This window comes from Massilia orientalis (genome assembly GCF_030411975.2).
GTDB classification, from domain to species: Bacteria; Pseudomonadota; Gammaproteobacteria; order Burkholderiales; family Burkholderiaceae_D; genus Telluria; species Telluria orientalis.
On sequence record NZ_JASNRB020000008.1, the window covers coordinates 302,787 to 318,840 of the forward strand.

General features: G+C 62.1%; 12 protein-coding genes. 10 read left to right on the plus strand and 2 right to left on the minus strand.

The window, feature by feature from the left end:
• The first annotated feature begins 8 nt into the window (after nucleotides 1-8).
• The 6 genes from QPK29_RS15305 to QPK29_RS15330 all read left to right on the plus strand — a co-directional run bounded on the left by QPK29_RS15305 (nucleotide 9) and on the right by QPK29_RS15330 (nucleotide 9,634).
• Complete coding sequence (locus QPK29_RS15305) at nucleotides 9-1,850, plus strand: energy transducer TonB (RefSeq protein ID WP_371769885.1); 1,842 nt, start codon at nucleotides 9-11, stop codon at nucleotides 1,848-1,850.
• 303 nt (nucleotides 1,851-2,153) lie between these two features.
• Nucleotides 2,154-3,284, plus strand: coding sequence for a choice-of-anchor Q domain-containing protein (locus QPK29_RS15310; RefSeq protein ID WP_371769884.1), 1,131 nt, complete (start codon nucleotides 2,154-2,156; stop codon nucleotides 3,282-3,284).
• Between the two features lie 368 nt (nucleotides 3,285-3,652).
• Nucleotides 3,653-4,627: a polysaccharide biosynthesis/export family protein gene (locus QPK29_RS15315; protein WP_371769883.1), complete on the plus strand. Its 975-nt coding sequence runs from the start codon at nucleotides 3,653-3,655 to the stop codon at nucleotides 4,625-4,627.
• A gap of 59 nt (nucleotides 4,628-4,686) precedes the next feature.
• Nucleotides 4,687-6,969: a polysaccharide biosynthesis tyrosine autokinase gene (locus QPK29_RS15320; RefSeq protein WP_371769882.1), complete on the plus strand. Its 2,283-nt coding sequence runs from the start codon at nucleotides 4,687-4,689 to the stop codon at nucleotides 6,967-6,969.
• Nucleotides 6,970-7,090: 121 nt separating this feature from the next.
• The gene (locus QPK29_RS15325) at nucleotides 7,091-8,371 is read left to right on the plus strand and encodes a lipopolysaccharide biosynthesis protein (protein WP_160408644.1); all 1,281 of its coding nucleotides are present in this window, start codon (nucleotides 7,091-7,093) and stop codon (nucleotides 8,369-8,371) included.
• Nucleotides 8,372-9,634 (plus strand): glycosyltransferase, encoded by a 1,263-nt coding sequence (locus QPK29_RS15330; protein WP_371769881.1) that lies wholly within the window; start codon nucleotides 8,372-8,374, stop codon nucleotides 9,632-9,634.
• 27 nt (nucleotides 9,635-9,661) lie between these two features.
• Here the strand turns inward: QPK29_RS15330 and QPK29_RS15335 are convergent, their stop codons facing one another.
• Nucleotides 9,662-10,861 carry an acyltransferase family protein gene (locus QPK29_RS15335; RefSeq protein WP_371769880.1) on the minus strand — a complete coding sequence of 400 codons (1,200 nt, stop codon included), beginning with the start codon at nucleotides 10,859-10,861 and terminating at the stop codon, nucleotides 9,662-9,664.
• A 276-nt stretch (nucleotides 10,862-11,137) separates the two neighbouring features.
• On the opposite strand from QPK29_RS15335, the gene QPK29_RS15340 reads away from it, so the two are divergent.
• Genes QPK29_RS15340 through QPK29_RS15355 form a run of 4 tightly spaced genes read left to right on the plus strand, consistent with a single transcriptional unit; the run spans nucleotide 11,138 to nucleotide 14,875 of the window.
• Nucleotides 11,138-12,370, plus strand: coding sequence for a glycosyltransferase family 4 protein (locus tag QPK29_RS15340; RefSeq protein WP_371769879.1), 1,233 nt, complete (start codon nucleotides 11,138-11,140; stop codon nucleotides 12,368-12,370).
• A 39-nt stretch (nucleotides 12,371-12,409) separates the two neighbouring features.
• Nucleotides 12,410-13,006, plus strand: coding sequence for a sugar transferase (locus QPK29_RS15345; protein ID WP_371769878.1), 597 nt, complete (start codon nucleotides 12,410-12,412; stop codon nucleotides 13,004-13,006).
• A 4-nt stretch (nucleotides 13,007-13,010) separates the two neighbouring features.
• On the plus strand, nucleotides 13,011-14,204 hold the full coding sequence (locus QPK29_RS15350) for a DegT/DnrJ/EryC1/StrS family aminotransferase (protein WP_371769877.1): 1,194 nt from the start codon (nucleotides 13,011-13,013) through the stop codon (nucleotides 14,202-14,204).
• Nucleotides 14,201-14,875, plus strand: a complete 675-nt coding sequence (locus QPK29_RS15355) for a membrane-associated phospholipid phosphatase (RefSeq protein WP_400189775.1) — start codon at nucleotides 14,201-14,203, stop codon at nucleotides 14,873-14,875. Before QPK29_RS15350 ends, QPK29_RS15355 begins: the two co-directional genes overlap by 4 nt.
• Here the strand turns inward: QPK29_RS15355 and QPK29_RS15360 are convergent.
• A complete protein-coding gene (locus QPK29_RS15360) occupies nucleotides 14,872-16,032 on the minus strand; it encodes a DUF1565 domain-containing protein (protein WP_371769875.1) in 1,161 nt (386 codons plus the stop codon). The two genes, QPK29_RS15355 and QPK29_RS15360, sit on opposite strands and share 4 nt — an antisense overlap.
• Nucleotides 16,033-16,054: the final 22 nt, after the last annotated feature.

The following is a 16,054-nucleotide window of genomic DNA, read 5'->3' on the forward strand; positions in this document are numbered from 1 at the left end:
CGACCAGCATGCCCAATGCCACCTCGGCACGACCTGTCAAAGCCAACGATGCGTCCGAGCGCCGGCTGGCAATGGGCGTGCTGGTTTCCCTGCTGCTGCATGCCCTCGTACTGTCCCTGCAGTTCGGCATTCCCGGATTACGGCCGGGACCCGGCGGACCGATGTCGATCCGGCTGACGGCGCCTGCCGTACCTGTGCCGGACTCGGCGCCTGTGCCACCGCCGCCGGTACCTGCGTTACCGCCCGCCCCAGTCGCACTTGCGCCCGCGGCAGTGGCGCCGCTGCCTTTGCCGCCGAAGCAGTCGGCCATACCGCGCCACGGTTTCACGGTCGTCGATCCCGTCGTGCCGGTACCGGTGCCCAAGGCACCGGCACCCACGCCCGCGCCGCCGCCGCGGCGCGTCGTCAAACGCCGCCGCAAACCGCCTGCCACGCGCCTGGCCGATGGCTTGCACACGCGGGTGATCGCTCAGGAAACCCATCAGGACAACACGTTCGACGTGCCGCTGCCGGCTGTCGAGCCCGATCCCGCGCCGGACCCGATGGCCCGCGCCGAGCCGCCGGCCGAGGCCGATGCACCCGCCGAGGACGATGCGATGGCGCAAGAAACCGCACGGGCCGAGCGCGCTCGCCTGGCTGAGGAACGCGAGCAGGAGCGGGCGCTGCGGCGCGAAGCGGACGAAGCCCGCCTGCGCGCCGACGCCGAGGACAGGCTGCGGGCCGAGGCCGAGCAGCAGCGCCAGCGTCTCGCCGAGCAATCCGCGCAATACGAGACGGCGCTGGCCGGGCAGCGCGCGGCCGAGGAAGCGCAGGCGAGGGCACGCCAGGAAGAGGAAGAGCGGCGCCTGGCGGAGCAGCGACGCCTTCAGCAGGCCGAGCAGGAGCGGGCGCAGCAGCTGGCCGAACAGCAGCGTATCCAGCAAGCCGGGCAGGAACGGGCGCAGCAGCTGGCCGAACAGCAGCGTATCCGGCAAGCCGAGCAGGAACGGGCGCAACAGCTGGCCGAACAGCAGCGTATCCAGCAAGCCGAGCAGGAGCGGGCGCAGCAGCTGGCCGAACAGCAGCGTATCGAACAGGCCGAGCACGCACGCGCGCAGCAGTTGGCCGAGCAACGCCGCGCGGAGGAGGCCGTCCGGCAACAGCTGGCGGATCAGGAACGGGCCCGCCGGCTCGCTGAAGAAAGGTCGCGCCAGGAACATGCCCAGGCCGAACAGGCGGCACGCCGTCAGGCGGAAGAGAACGCCCGGTTGGCCCAGGAACGGGCCCGCCAGGCACGCGAGCGTGCCGTTTCCGACGCCGCAGCACCGGGGCCCGCGCGCGCAGGCGCGGACGGCGGCAGCGGCGATGGCGCCGGACGCGGCGACGGCACGCTCCCGCGCGGCGCGCCGGGCAGCGACCTGGCCTCGCGTGCGCGCGAGATGATGCGCGGTATCGACATCCTGAAACCCGTGCCGCGGGCCATGCAGCCCGCCGAGGACGCGGCACGTGCCGTCCGGCGCGCCCTGGCCGAGGCGGCGCGCCACGACATTCCGCTGCGCATGTACATGGACAGCGTGCGCCAGAAAATCGAGCGTAACGCCGTTCTGAGCGACGCCCAACTGTCGGCCGACGTGGTGCGCACCGATCCCATCGTCAGCGTGGCGATCCGGAGCGACGGCAGTGTCGAGGACGTGACCGTCCTGCGCTCCAGCGGCCGTGCCGACATCGACGACTTCGTGCGCCGCATCGTGCGCCTGAACGCGCGTTATTCGGCGTTTCCGCCGAACGTCGCGGCGAACTACGACGTCATCGAACTGCGGCGCGTGTGGCGTTTCGCAGGCGCCCTGCGGTTGATGGAAGAGATGCGCTGACCCCCGCGGTCGGCGCGGCCATGCGGCCACGATCAAATCTTGCCCTCATTCGAACGCTGAAGCATGCGACATGTTTCAGCGTTCATGTGGCGCGTCCGGCAATCCCACCGTCCGGCCCTTGAGCGACCTTCCCCCCTGCGTCACGGCATAACAAACAACAAGTAATTATCCTCCTAAGAAATTTTTCGTAGAGGAAATTTGTTTGTATTGTTTGTTACTCCTAAAAAATTTTTCCGCAAATTCATTGAACTTAGGAAGTTTCCACGCCTCAAAGCTACTCCTTTCACTTGTTGAGGCAGTTAAATGCAAAACGCAGTCAAGCTTGTTCCGAACGTTCGTATCAACCTGTTGTCGTGCTTTGGCGCTGTCGCGCTGCTGGCAGTCGGTGGGAGCGCAGTTGCCGCCACTAACATCTACGTGTCGCCCACGGGCTCCGATTCCAACCCAGGCACGCAGGCAAGGCCAGTGAAGACGATCACGCGTGCAGACGCGCTGGCAAGCGCTGGATCGACGGTCCACGTTGCAGCTGGAACATATTATGTGTCGGCACCTTCCCTGAGCAGTGCCGGCATCGTGACCCGGAAGAGCGGCACCTCGAGCGCGCGTATCCGTTTCGTGTCGGACGTGAAGTGGGGCGCAAAGATCGTCGTGTCGGGCACCGGTATCACCTGGGACTCGCGCGGCAACTATGTCGATATCGACGGCTTCCAGATCACCGGCTCGGGCCGTCATGGTCTCCTGGCTTCGGGGGCGTACCTGACGTTCAAGAACAACTACATCCACGATCTGACAGTCAGCGGCGGCTGCAATGGCAGCGGCGGCGCAGCGATCGACACGTATGGCCCGGTCGGTAACGTCCTCATCGACCGCAACGTGGTGCGTAACATCGGTTATCGCTATATCGGCGCATGCAACACGATCCAGGGCATCTATATCGCCAATGCAAACAACGTCGTCACGAACAATATCGTCTCGGGCGTTGCAATGGCTGGTATCCAGCAATGGCACGGCGCCACCGCGTCGACGATCGTCAACAACACGTCGTTCCACAACAAGATCGGTATTCTGCTGGGCCAGGGCGACGCCGGCACCACCACCGGCTCTGCCAACAACTACGTCGCCAACAATATCGTCTACGACAACGTTGCTTACGGCGTGATCGAAATGGGCAAGATGGGCGGTAACAACCGTTATGCCAACAACCTGGTCGCACGCAGCGGCACCAGCTGGAAAGTGAAAGGCTCCGTGTCCGGTTCGATTTCGTCGGATCCGCTGTTCAGGAATTACCTGGCGAACGGCACCGGCGACTACCGCGTGTACAGCAGCTCGCCCGCAATCGACCGCGGCACGTCGACCAAGGCACCGGCGATCGATTTCGCAGGCGTGGCCCGTCCGCGCGGCGCGGCAGTCGACGTCGGCGCTTACGAGTACTGATCGCACCGGCTCACGCTGATCCGCTCATCTCGCACTAGCGAGGACGATACCCGCATCGATGTTCGATGCGGGTATTTTTATTTCCGCGCCGCATATACGCACACTCGCGGGCAAACTGTTGCCGCTGGCGGTAATGCTGACCTGAGCCTGCCGTTTGACGTGCGCCAAAGCCATTCCGGGTAGCGGGCTTACCCTGACTCGGATCGCCAGGGTTGGCAGCACATTCCGACAGGCAAATCATGAGAGCTTCCTCTACGCAATGTATGGCGGCCGCCTTGCTGGCGCTCGCCTTAGGTGGATGCGCCCCCGTTATCCAGTTCCGCTCGCAGGACAAAGCGGGGACCGACGAACCCGCGCCGCCGACAGAAATGATCACCGAACAACTGATCACCGTGGAGCGCCAGCAGCATCAGGGCGTGGCCAACCAGGGCCTGGACGAGCTGCTCGTGCAGAATCCGGCGCCCTACGCGATCGGCAGCGGCGACGTGCTGTCCATCGTGGTCTGGGACCACCCTGAACTGGCCGGGACCGCCGTAAACGCGTCCCCTGGCGCACCCGATTCCAGCGGAGCGAACGCGGCGCCACCGGGTTTCGTGGTCGACCATCTCGGGCGCATCCAGTTTCCGCTGATCGGCCTCGTGCCCGTCGAGGGCCTGACCGAGGAGGAGGCCCGCGCGGTCCTGACGAAGAAACTTTCCAGGTATCTTGCGGGCCCGAACGTCACGTTGCGGGTCCAGTCCTACCGCAGCAAGCGCGTGTACATCGACGGCGAGGTCAAGGCCCCCGGCCTGCAAGCCATCAACGACATCCCGATGACCCTCGTCGAGGCGCTCAACCGTGCCGGCGGCCTGCTGCCCACCGCCGACCAGAGCAGGATCGTCCTCGAGCGCAGCCAGCAGCGCTACCGCGTCAACCTGCGCGATCTCGTGCAGAAGGGCATCAACCCCGGGCTGGTCATGCTCAAGCCGGGCGACGTGGTCCGCGTGCAATCGCGAGACGAAAGCAAGATCTTCGTTTCCGGCGAGGTCATCACGCCCAAGGCGCTGACGATGCACGATGGGCGCCTCACCCTGAACGAGGCACTCGGCGAGAGCGGCGGCATCAGTCCGCTGAGCGGCGATGCGCGCCAGGTCTACGTGGTGCGCAAGACGTCCGGCCGGACCCGCGTGTTCCGGCTCGATGCCCGCGAGGCCAGTTCGCTGGCGCTGGCCGAAGCCTTCGAACTGCAGCCCAAGGACATCGTCTACGTGGCAGCGACGCCTCTGGCTAACTGGAACCGGAACCTGAGCCTCCTGATCCCGGGGGCATTGACGTCGGCCGTCAGCGCCACCACGCGGCCCTGAAACCCGCGCACACGAACGCACGCTTGATCACGCACACGGAACCCTGCAGGAGCATGACCATGAGCACCCTCGGCGAGTCGCATTCCCTGACACCTGTGGTCCATACGCCGCCTATCGTCAGCGTCCCCTTCGATCCGCGCGCAACCGCGGGTGGGGCAGACGACCCGCCTTTCGACCTCAAGAGCCACCTGCACACACTCTATGACAGCCGCTGGCTGATCGGCGGAATCACGGCCCTCATCACGCTGGCAGCCGTACTGTACGCGCTGCTTGCGATGCCGGTGTTCGAAGCGGACCTGCTGATCCACGTCGAGGAGGAAAGCCCGAACGCCACGAAGAACATCCTGAGCGAAGCGTCGTCGTTGTTCGAGACCAAGAAGGCAGCCATCGCCGAGATGGAGTTGCTGCGCTCGCGCATGGTCGTATCGCGCGCGATCGACAACCTGCAGCTGTACATCGACACGCAGCCGAAGTATTTCCCGGTCGCCGGATTCTGGTTCGCCAACCAGAACAGCGGCGCGCTGTCCGAACCGGGACTGTTCGGCTACGGCGGCTATGTCTGGGGTGGGGAAAAGGCCGAAGTTTCGGTGTTCGAGGTGCCTGAGGCCTGGCTGGGCCGCGAGTTCGCACTGACGTCATTGGGGAGCGGGCGCTTCCGTTTTTCCGGCGGCGGGCAGCGCACCGTTTTCGACGGCATCGTCGGCCAGCGCTACCGCGTGCCGACGCCGGACGGGACCATCGAGCTGAAGGTCGATCGGATCCAGGCGAAGGCCGGCGCGCGTTTCCGCCTGCGCCGCATCTCGAGGGTGGCCATGATCCAGGCGATCCAGAGCGCCCTCGTGATCTCGGAGCAGGGCAAGCAGTCCGGTGTGATCGAGGTCAAGCTGCAGGGCGAGAATGCCCAGCGCACCTACGCGGTCCTGCGCGAGATCGGCCGCGAGTACATGCGCCAGAATCTGGCGCGCAAGACCGAGGAAGCGGAAAAGTCGCTGGCCTTCCTGAACCAGCAACTGCCGATCCTCAAGCGCCAGCTCGAGCAGGCTGAAGACCGCTACAACCAGTTCCGCAACACCCACGGCACCGTGGACCTGCAGGAAGAGGCCAAGGAAATGCTCGCGCAGGCGGCAGCGACGCGCACCCGCAGCCTCGACCTGATCCAGAAAAAAACGGAACTGCTGGGACGGTTCACGGAAGACCATCCGATCATCGCGACCATCAATCGCCAGCGCAAGGAAGCCCAGGCGGAAATCGATGCAGTCAACGCGCGCATCAAAGCCTTGCCGGCACTGGAGCAGGAAGAAGCTCGGCTGACCCGGGAGATCAAGGTCAGCACGGACCTGTACACGGCACTGTCGAACACGGCCCAGCAGTTGCGGCTGATTTCGGTGGGTCGGGTAAGCAACGTGCGCATGGTCGATGAGCCGGTGCCGCCCGAAAAGCCGCTCAAGCCGAACCGTCCCCTGATCGTCGCGCTCGCGGTGGTCACTGGGCTCTTGCTCGGTACCATGATCGCGTTTGCACGCAATGCGATGAAGGGCGGCATCGACGATCCGCAGAAGATCGAGCGCTTGCTGCATGCGCGCGTGGTCTACGCCACGATCCCGCACAGCAGCAACCAGGACAAGCTGATGCACAAGGCGCGGGGCGGCATGGAGCCCTTGCCTCTGCTGGCCCGTGTCATTCCCGGGGACGCCGCCGTGGAAAGCCTGCGGAGCTTCCGGGCTGCCCTGCAGTTCGCGATGCCCCACTTCAGGAACAACATCGTCATGTTCGCCGGGCCGACCCACGGCCTCGGCAGGTCCTTCGTGCTGGCGAACTTCGCTGCCGTGATGGCGGCCAGCGGCAAGCGGGTGTTGCTGATCGATGCGGACTTCCGCAGCGGCCACCTGCACCGCTACTTCGGTGTCAGCCGCGACCAGGGATTGTCCAAGGCCATCAATGGATCGATGCGGATCGAAGACGTCGTGCACCACGAGATCTTCGAGAATCTCGACTTCATCCCGACGGGCCCGTTGCCGCCCAACCGCTCGGACTTTTTGCTGCACGCGAATTTCAGCACACTACTCGAAGCCGCCGGCGCCAACTACGACCTGGTGCTGATCGACACGCCGCCGATCCTGCTGGCATCCGACGCCCTCATCATCGGCAATCACGCCGGTGCCATATTCCTCCTCGCGCGCGCGCGCGTCACGACCGACGCCGAGATCACGGAATCGATCAAGCGTCTGAACCATGCAGGCCTTGCGCCGCGCGGGGTGCTGTTCAACGACATGGCCTTGCGAATTGGCTCCGGTCGTACGCGATACATCGACGATGCGGCGCAGCTGGGCTACTCGGCCTAGCGCTTCGCGGCGCGAACCTTCAGCTGGCAGGACCAGAACCCAACCCGCCAGGCCAACGATGAAGACAATGATGCGAAGCCTGTTTGCAGCGTTCTCATTGGGGCGATCCCCGGGTTCGCACTTGAACCTGTCTGCCACCATTGGCGCGACCGTCGCCCGCCAGATCCTGTCAGGTTCCTTGTACTTTGCCGGGATGTGCATCACCGCGCGGCTGCTCGGGCCGGCGGGTAACGGGGTGCTGGCCACGGCAATGTTGCTGCCCCAGGCGCTGTACGCATTTCTCAACCTCGGCATGGGCGCGAGCCACGTGTACCACCTGAGCTCCGGTTCCGGCAATCCACGGCAGATGCGCGCCGCGAACTGGATTCTTGCAGCCCTGCTATGGGTAGTCGTCGCGCTGGTATTGGCGGCCGGCAGCGAGCAACGCATCGCCCGTTTCCTTCCAGGCATACACAAAGGCCTGGCCTTGTATGCCAGTCTCCTGTTCCCGCTGCTGCTGCTGGCAGGATGGTCATCGTCGATGATCCGGGGCCAGCGTGACTATCGCACCTACAACAGAACACTGTTGATCCACCCGTTCATTTTTTTCGCCATGGTTGCCTTATTGGGCCTGACCGGCAGCGTCAGCGTGGCGGCCGTGGTGACGTGCCACCTCATCGGCCAACTGTCGCTCTGGCTGATGAGCGAATCGCGGCTCGGGAAAATCGCGCCTGGCGCCACCGGCCAGTACCGATTGCGCGATGCGGTTGCGTTCGGGCTGCGCGCTCACGTCAGCAATGTCATCACCTTTCTTAACTACAGGCTCGCGTTGTATCTCGTCAGCTTCATGTTGGGCGCCACCGCGACTGGATTCTACGCACTGGCGGTACAGCTGGCAGAGATGCTGTGGCTGTTCTCGGGCGCCGCGTCGTCGATCGTGTACCCGGAATCGGCCGCCAACAGCAGGTCGCCGGAGGCGCTGGAAGCCATGGTGGCGAAAGTGGCGAAACTGGTGGTGCAGGTGACGTTGGCCGGCGCGCTGGCCGCTGCCGCCATCTCGTCGTTCGCAATCCCGCTCGCGTTCGGCAAGGATTTCCGGGGCAGTGTCGCACCGTTCATCATTCTGCTGCCGGGGATCGTCACCTGGAGCTATATGAGCATCGTATCGAATGCCCTTGCCGGGATGGGATTTCAAAGAGTGAATATCCAAGGCGCTATCTTGTGCCTGGTGATCAATGCCATCTGCGGCGTCCTCGCCATTCCAGTCATGGGAACGAGCGGTGCGGCACTCGCGTCGACGGTCGCGTTTTCGATCACTGCCTTGTATACCGTTGTCATGTATAGGAAGATCATGGCCGCGAAGCGGGCAGAGGCCAGTGGCGCGCGCACCGATGTCGAGACCTTTGTCGAGGGAGACGAGTGAATGAAACAGGAACGCATACTGGTGGTGACCACCTCTTACCCTTACGGCCGGAACGAAGCCTTCATCAAGGCCGAACTGGAATATCTTGCCCAGTGTTTCGCGCATGTCGAACTCGTGCCGGGTTTCTACCCGCGGGACGCCACGCCGCGCCCGACCTCGCTACCGGTCAACCTCGATTACGCGAATGCGCGCTGGGGCGTGCAGCGACGCTTCATCGTGGTCGGTTCATTCCTGGGAGGGCTGTGGCGCTACGCGTGGCTCGACGATGCGCGGCGTGTCATGCGCGGCGCGCACCGCTGGGAGAACGTGAAGGAATTGGCGCGCGCCCTGTACCGCGCCCGCCTGTTCGAGCGCTTTCTGGTCGAGCAGGTTCGGTACGCGAACAAGAAAATCGACATCGTTTATTTTTATTGGATGTTCCCGGAAATCGCAGGAGCGATCCGTTTCCGGAATGTGTACCAGCCCTCGCTCAAGGTGGTGTCGCGAGCCCATCGCGGCGACTTGTACGAGGACAAGCGCAGCGGTGGCTATGCAGGCTTGCGGCAGGGGGTACTGGCCGGGATCGACGCTATCTTCAGCATCTCCGAGCATGGCCGGGCCTACGTGGCGCGCGAGCATCCGGCGGCGGCTCGCAAGTGCTTCACCGCGCGCCTCGGCGTGGATGACCCCGGGTTCAAGAACGCGCAGCCGCATGAGGAAGCGCTCTCCGTCGTCTCGTGTTCCTTCGTCGTCGAGGAGAAGCGCCTGCACCTCATCGTCGATGCGATTGCGCACCTGCTGGAGGCAGCACCATCGCTCAGTGTCCGGTGGACCCATATCGGGGACGGCGGGCTGTTCGAGGAGTTACAGGCATACGCCCAGTCGAAGCTGGGAGGAAGGCGCGCCGAGGTCGTGTTTACGGGCTACCTTGCGCAGGAAGACGTGATGAAGCTGTACCGGGAGCGAACCTTTGATGTGTTCGTCAACGTCAGTTCGAGCGAAGGGATCCCTGTCAGTCTCATGGAGGCGAGTTCGGTCGGCATTCCGATGGTGGCAACCGACGTCGGCGGCAACAGCGAAATCGTCAATGAAAGCAATGGCATCCTGATCCCGGCCGATCCGGACGTCGCGACCATCGCCGGTGCGCTTGCGCGCTTCCGCGACAGGGCGTCGGCTGTGGCATACCGGACGCGTGCGCGCGCCGATTGGCAGGAAAAATATAGCGCCGCCCACAATTACCCGCAGTTCGGCCAATCCCTGGTCGACATCGCATCCCGTCCGTGAATGCGCGCGCCGAGCCGTCCGCGGGCTTCAATCGGCGCGAAAGGTCGGGGCGACGGGCGTGCGGGCGGGGCGCTGCAGCAGCATGCGCTTGAGCAGCCGCCGAATCTGGTAAGTGTGCGATTCGAACAGCCGGTATGACAAATAGGCACCCACAAGCAATGTGGCCAGCATGGCCAGATAGAGCGCGAAGTGCAGCGGCTCGTGCGGCGACAGCTCGCGCAGCCCCCAGCGCTTCAATGTCCAATGCTGCAGCAGGCCGATCAGCGGCACGTGCAGGACATAGAGGCTGAAGGAGAATTCCGCGAAAAAGCTGCCGATCCTGGTGAGGCGGGGCCGCAGCCTGGACGTTGCGGCGGCCTTGAATTGCAGGCTCGACAAAAGCACCAGGAACACCAGGCTGCACCCGAGGTCCGGCAGCAGGTTGGCAAGGGTGAACGCGTTCATGTCGCCGGTCAGCCGATAATACGCCCACAGCGCGGCGACCAGTATCAGCCAGCCCGTACGCTGCCCGGTGCCGCACTCGATCCTGATCCGCGAGAACGCCACGCCCAGCAACCAGATCACGAAGTAGCCGACGATCGCCACAGGCAACAGGGCTGCCAGCACGAGAAGTGTGGCACCGCACGCGACGCGCAGGGCGCGGCCGGGCGCGCGCAACAGCACGACCAGGAGCGGAAACAGGATGTAATACCAGGTCTCGTTGGCGAGGCTCCAGAGTGGGAAGTTGCCGCCGAACGCAGGCACGGCGATGGTCTGCAAGCCGACCAGGTTGGCGCCAAACACCACGGCGGAGTAATCGTTGGCAAGATGAAAGTCGACGTCTTGCGCATCCACGATCCCGGTGGCGAAACCGAACAGCAGTGTCAGCACGAAGGTCGGCATCAGCACCGTCCACAGACGCGTTACACGGTCGATCGCATAGCTGGCTATCGCATTGGGCTGCCGGATCTTGTCGAGCAGGCTGCCCCCCACCAGCCAGCCACTGATGACGAAAAACACCAGTACCGCGTGGTGCGCAAAGCCGGTAGCGAACGTGAATCCTTTGAACCAGATCGATGGATCCACAACCGTACGCATGCCCGGGTATACGTCCGCGCGCAGGTGCGCGGCGGCAACCTCGATCGCAGCCAGCCCGCGCAACAGCGAAATCACGACCGAATGCCAGCAGTCATCGCCGGCCTGACTGTGTGCCTGGAATGTGATTCTCGGCATTTTATTGATTGCCATGATTCATTTCCTTTTGGGAGCTATGCGACTGGTTCTCTATCGGACGATATCGATGCCGGCAATTAGTGTTATTGATGCTGCATAAAGCTAAATCACATTAAAACACGAGAAAATACTTCGGCCTCGACTTTTTAAGTTCGCTCAATGGAATAGAAGAAAAATTCGGTAAATAGTCGGATTGGTTACGATTGATGCTAATCAGTTTGTGCGGTCTTAAAAATATGATAATCGCACTTGTTGTTCGATCGTCGTGCTGGATTACCAGGTGTCGAAACGATGCGCATTCTTTACGTCAATCATTATGCGGGTTCGCCGCACTATGGCATGGAATACCGGCCGTATTACCTGGCACGAGAATGGGCGCGCATGGGGCACGATGTGCAGATTATTGCGGCTTCCCAATCTCACATCCGAAGCCGGCAGCCTCGACTCGCAGGCCAGGACGGCCTGAACGAGACCATCGACGGTATTCAATACACATGGCTTGAGACGCCCGCGTATTGCGGTAACGGCATTGGACGGGTGCGCAATATGGCTTCCTTCGTCAGCCGTTTATATTTCGAGAGCAAGCGAATTGCCGCATCGTTCAAACCGGATGTGGTCATTGCGTCGAGCACCTATCCAATGGACATTTGGCCCGCGCGCCGGATAGCAAAATTGGCCGGTGCGAAACTCATCTTCGAAATACATGACTTATGGCCGCTGACGCCAATGGAACTGGGGCGGATGTCGAAATGGCATCCCTTCATCATGCTGGTGCAAGCCGCAGAGGACTATGCCTATCGTCATGCGGATACGGTCGTGTCCATGCTTCCGAAAGTGCATGACTACGTGGAATCCCGCGGGGTACCGCGTGACAGATTGCACATCGTCCCGAATGGCGTCGATCCGCGGGAGTGGACGACAGGGGGCGCCGAACTCCAGGCAAGCGTCGAGGCGGCACTTTCCGCTATCAGGGATGCAGGAAACTTCGTGGTTGGCTACGCAGGCACTCATGGCGTATCGAACTCGCTGCACACCTTGCTTGATGCCGCAGCACTTATGCGCGACGACAAAGTGGTTTTTGTGCTGGTCGGAGGCGGTCCGGAAAAAGCGGACTTGCAGCGCCGGGCGCAGGCAGAGCAGTTGCAAAACGTTCGTTTCATCGATCCGATCGCCAAGGAGCAGATTCCGGCACTGCTTCAACGTTTCGACATTGCGTATATCGGCTGGCAACGCCAATCTCTCTACCGCTTCGGTATCGCGCCAAACAAACTGATGGATTACATGATGGCTGCCCGCCCGGTATTGCACGCCGTCGAGGCGGGTAACGATCCGGTCGGCGACGCGGGATGCGGTTTGACGGTCGTACCGGAAAATCCGGCAGTCGCGGCGCAAGGCATCCGGAACCTGCTGGCTTTGAGTCCCGGCGAGCGTCAAGCCATGGGGCTGTGCGGCAAGCGTTTTGTCATGGAGAACCATATTTATCCAATCCTGAGCGAACGTTTTCTGGCTGCCTGCAGTGCCTGAAAGGCAGGCCGTGCGTATTGCCGATCGATGAGGCGCGAAATGTCAAAAGCCGACATTTTATTTAAAAGAGCATTTGATATCGTTGCATCGCTTGCGGGGGTGCTGTTGCTCGCGCCAGTCATCGTCTTATGTTGGCTTGCGGCGACAATTGATACTCGGAGTAATGGCTTTTTTATACAAAAGCGCATCGGACGCCATGGTCGCGTCATCCGTGTTTGTAAAATCAAGACGATGTATCCGAGCAACACCCAGCGCAGTCCCATCGCATCCAGAAATCTCGCTTCGATTTCGCAATCCGGCCGGTTTCTCAGGAAATACAAACTCGATGAGTTGCCTCAGCTGTTTAATGTTCTGGCTGGAAGCATGAGCTTTGTCGGTCCCAGGCCGGATGTGCCTGGGTATGCAGACCGTCTGCAGGGTGAGGACCGCATCATTCTCTCATTGCGGCCAGGAATTACCGGCCCGGCATCCATCAAATACAAGGATGAGGAGGTCATATTGGCGGCGGTCGATGATCCAGAGACGTACAACGACCGGATCATCTGGCCCGACAAGGTAAGAATAAACCGGGAGTATTTTAATAATTATTCCCTGCTGCGCGATCTTCGCTATATTTTTCACACCATTTTCGGATAAGGTCATGAGTACTTCATGCGCTACCTGGCCAAGTTTCTCACTCGAGGAAGCAACCGCTGTCAGGAATGTCATCCTGTCGAACAAGGTCAATTATTGGACGGGCACGGAATGCCGGGAGTTCGAAAAGGAATTTGCGGCATGGGTCGGGACCCGGTACGCCGTCGCGCTGTCGAACGGTACGCTCGCGCTGGACGTGGCTCTCAAGGCACTCCGCATATCGCCGGGCGACGAAGTGATCGTGACGCCAAGAACCTTCCTGGCTTCCGCGAGTTGCATCGTCAATGCGGGCGCGATTCCCGTGTTCGCGGATGTCGACCGGGACAGCCAGAATATTACGGCCGAGACCATCCAGGCCGTGCTGACACCACGTACCAGGGCCATCATCTGCGTACACCTGGCGGGCTGGCCGTGTGACATGGACCCTGTCATGGAGCTTGCCCAGGAACGCGGCATCTTCGTGATCGAGGATTGTGCCCAGGCCCACGGCGCGCGCTACAAAGGGCGGATGGTGGGGGGCATCGGACACATCGGCGCCTGGTCGTTCTGCCAGGACAAGATCATGACCACGGGCGGGGAGGGCGGCATGGTGACCACCAATTCCCGCCAATGGTGGACCACCATGTGGTCGTACAAGGATCATGGCAAGTCGTGGGAGGCCATGTACGAACGTCAGCATCCCCCTGGTTACCGTTGGGTACACGAGTCCTTTGGTACCAATTGGCGGATGTTGGAAATCCAGGCCGTTATCGGGCGTATCCAGCTCCAGCACATGCCCATGTGGACGTCCCAGCGGCAGGCGAATGCATCGAGGATCGCTGCTACATGCCGGGAATTCGCGGCATTGCGGGTGCCCGTCGTGCCGGCTGACGTGCAGCACGCCTTCTACAAGTTTTACGTGTTTGTGGAGCCCGAGAAATTGGCAGGCGGCTGGACGCGTGACCGGATCATCGAGGAAATCTCTGCAAGAGGTGTCCCGTGCGTGCAAGGCACGTGTTCCGAACTCTATCTGGAGAAGGCTTTCGATAACACAGGCTACCGCCCGACGAACCGGTTGCCGGTCGCGAAGGCGTTGGGCGAGACAAGCCTGATGTTCGTCGTACACCCGTCGCTGAGCGAGCAGGATATGCAGAAGACCTGTCAGGTCATTCGGGAAGTCATCACCATGGCGGAAGGCGCTGCATTGCCAGCGAGTCCATGATGGCGTGGATGCATGTCATCGATATCGGCCATACGGCGGTGATGGTGCCAACGGCGGGTGCGATCGCCGTCTGGCTCATCTGCGGCCGGGCGTGGAAGCTGGCGTCATGCTGGTGCCTGATCTTTGCCGCCGGCCTGGGGCTGGTTGCCCTGTCCAAGCTTGCCTTCCTCGGGTGGGGGCTGTATGTGCCTTCGCTTGGTTTCAAGGCGCTCAGCGGTCACGCGTGGCGGACAGCGGCAGTACTGCCCGTTCTGTTGTTCGTCCTTCTGCAAGGCGCCCCTGACCGCTGGCGCGAACGCGGATTCGCGGCCGGTGTGGCGCTCAGCATTGGTCTCGGCGCACTGCTCATCCTGTTCAGGTTCCATACGGCTTCGGAGGTTCTGGCGAGCCTGGTGCTCGGCGTCGCTGCCGGCCGTGTGTTTGTACGCCTGTCGGCGACACTGCCGGCGCCCAGTGCAAATCGCCAGACCGTGGCGATGAGTTTGCTTACTTTCTTTTTTATCTGCAGTGTAAAGCCGTCCACGATCAACCACCGGCTGGTCGACGTCGCGCTCTATTTCTCCGGGCGTGACCAGCCATATCGATGGACCAGCGGTGTAGACGCGTGTGCCGCTCGGCAGCCGCGAGCACAGCAAGGTGCGTCGAAAGTGGGCTTGCACAGTCCCGGTTAATGTCCGGCAGCCCCAATGCTGTACGCCCCGAGCTCTGCTCGCGTTTCGTGGGAAGAAGCGGTGGCGTATTTGCGGATGGCCGGCGAGCTTTTCCGCAAACGATAATCACCGGTGCCGTCAGCCTGATAATTCACGAATTCGGGATCAGCTGAGATGGTGCCGCTGATGTGGCCGGCCGCGCGCACACTGGTTCCGCTCAAGTACACCAGGTTATCGATGTAGCGGTTGTTGGCGCCGACCTTGCCGACTTCGATAATGCCGTAGGTGATGTTGTCGTAGATGATGTTGTTTGCGACGTAATTGTTTTCTGAACCGTTCGGCAAGGTGCCGGCGTCGCCACCGCCGATGAGTATGCCGATTTTGCAGCCGAAGACCGTGTTGTGCACAATGGTTGAATCCGTGGCGCCATGCCACTGTTGAATACCTGCCAGCGCAACGCCGGACACGATGTTGTCGACGACCGTATTCTTCGGGTTGGCGATGTAGATCCCCTGCACCGTGTTGCACTTGCCAATCATCGAATGGCCGATATTCCTGACCACGTTCCCTTTGATCAGTACGTTGCCGTCACCACCGTTGGTATCGATCGCGGCGCCGCCATTACCGGTGCACCCGCCGCTGACCGTCAGCTCGTGAATGAAGTTATTCGCGATCGTGAGATTCGTGCCGTCTGCCAGAATGCCGTGCCGCCCGGTGCCGCTGATGTCGAAACCTTCGATATCGACATGGCTTCCTTTTGAATGCCAGGCGATGCCGGTTCCCGACGCGATGATTTTTGCACCCCATTTGACGTCTGATATGAATTTGAGCCGAGCGGAGGAGGTGCCGCTGCGCAGCGTGCTGATGCCAGCGCTGTCCGCGCGTGGCGCGGAGACCCTGTACTCGCCGGGCGCCACATGGATCGTGTAGCCCGGAGCAGCGGCGGCATCGGCACGTCCGATCGTCAGGAAGGGCGCGTCTTTCGTTCCAGGGTTCGAGTCGGCGCCATGGGGGGCCACGTACAGCTGTCTGGTGTCGGCACAGGAGGCGAGCAGGGCAGCGAAGCTGATGAGTGAAACCATGCGCGCAGCCACTTGACGCTGCAGGTCGCCGCCGGCCCGGGCTCCGTGACGGTTCGGCACATGGCTTGGCTTTTTGTAGGGTGTGGACTTTCTCATGCGTACCTCCGTGGTGTCCGCC

Bases quoted from the DNA above. Each gene is read 5' to 3' on its own strand.
- QPK29_RS15305 (WP_371769885.1), top strand. From the start codon at position 9: ATGCCCAATGCCACCTCGGCACGACCTGTCAAAGCCAACGATGCGTCC.
- QPK29_RS15310 (WP_371769884.1), top strand. From the start codon at position 2,154: ATGCAAAACGCAGTCAAGCTTGTTCCGAACGTTCGTATCAACCTGTTG.
- QPK29_RS15315 (WP_371769883.1), top strand. From the start codon at position 3,653: ATGATCACCGAACAACTGATCACCGTGGAGCGCCAGCAGCATCAGGGC.
- QPK29_RS15320 (WP_371769882.1), top strand. From the start codon at position 4,687: ATGAGCACCCTCGGCGAGTCGCATTCCCTGACACCTGTGGTCCATACG.
- QPK29_RS15330 (WP_371769881.1), top strand. From the start codon at position 8,372: ATGAAACAGGAACGCATACTGGTGGTGACCACCTCTTACCCTTACGGC.
- QPK29_RS15335 (WP_371769880.1), bottom strand. From the start codon at position 10,861: ATGGCAATCAATAAAATGCCGAGAATCACATTCCAGGCACACAGTCAG.
- QPK29_RS15340 (WP_371769879.1), top strand. From the start codon at position 11,138: ATGCGCATTCTTTACGTCAATCATTATGCGGGTTCGCCGCACTATGGC.
- QPK29_RS15345 (WP_371769878.1), top strand. From the start codon at position 12,410: ATGTCAAAAGCCGACATTTTATTTAAAAGAGCATTTGATATCGTTGCA.
- QPK29_RS15350 (WP_371769877.1), top strand. From the start codon at position 13,011: ATGAGTACTTCATGCGCTACCTGGCCAAGTTTCTCACTCGAGGAAGCA.
- QPK29_RS15355 (WP_400189775.1), top strand. From the start codon at position 14,201: ATGATGGCGTGGATGCATGTCATCGATATCGGCCATACGGCGGTGATG.
- QPK29_RS15360 (WP_371769875.1), bottom strand. From the start codon at position 16,032: ATGAGAAAGTCCACACCCTACAAAAAGCCAAGCCATGTGCCGAACCGT.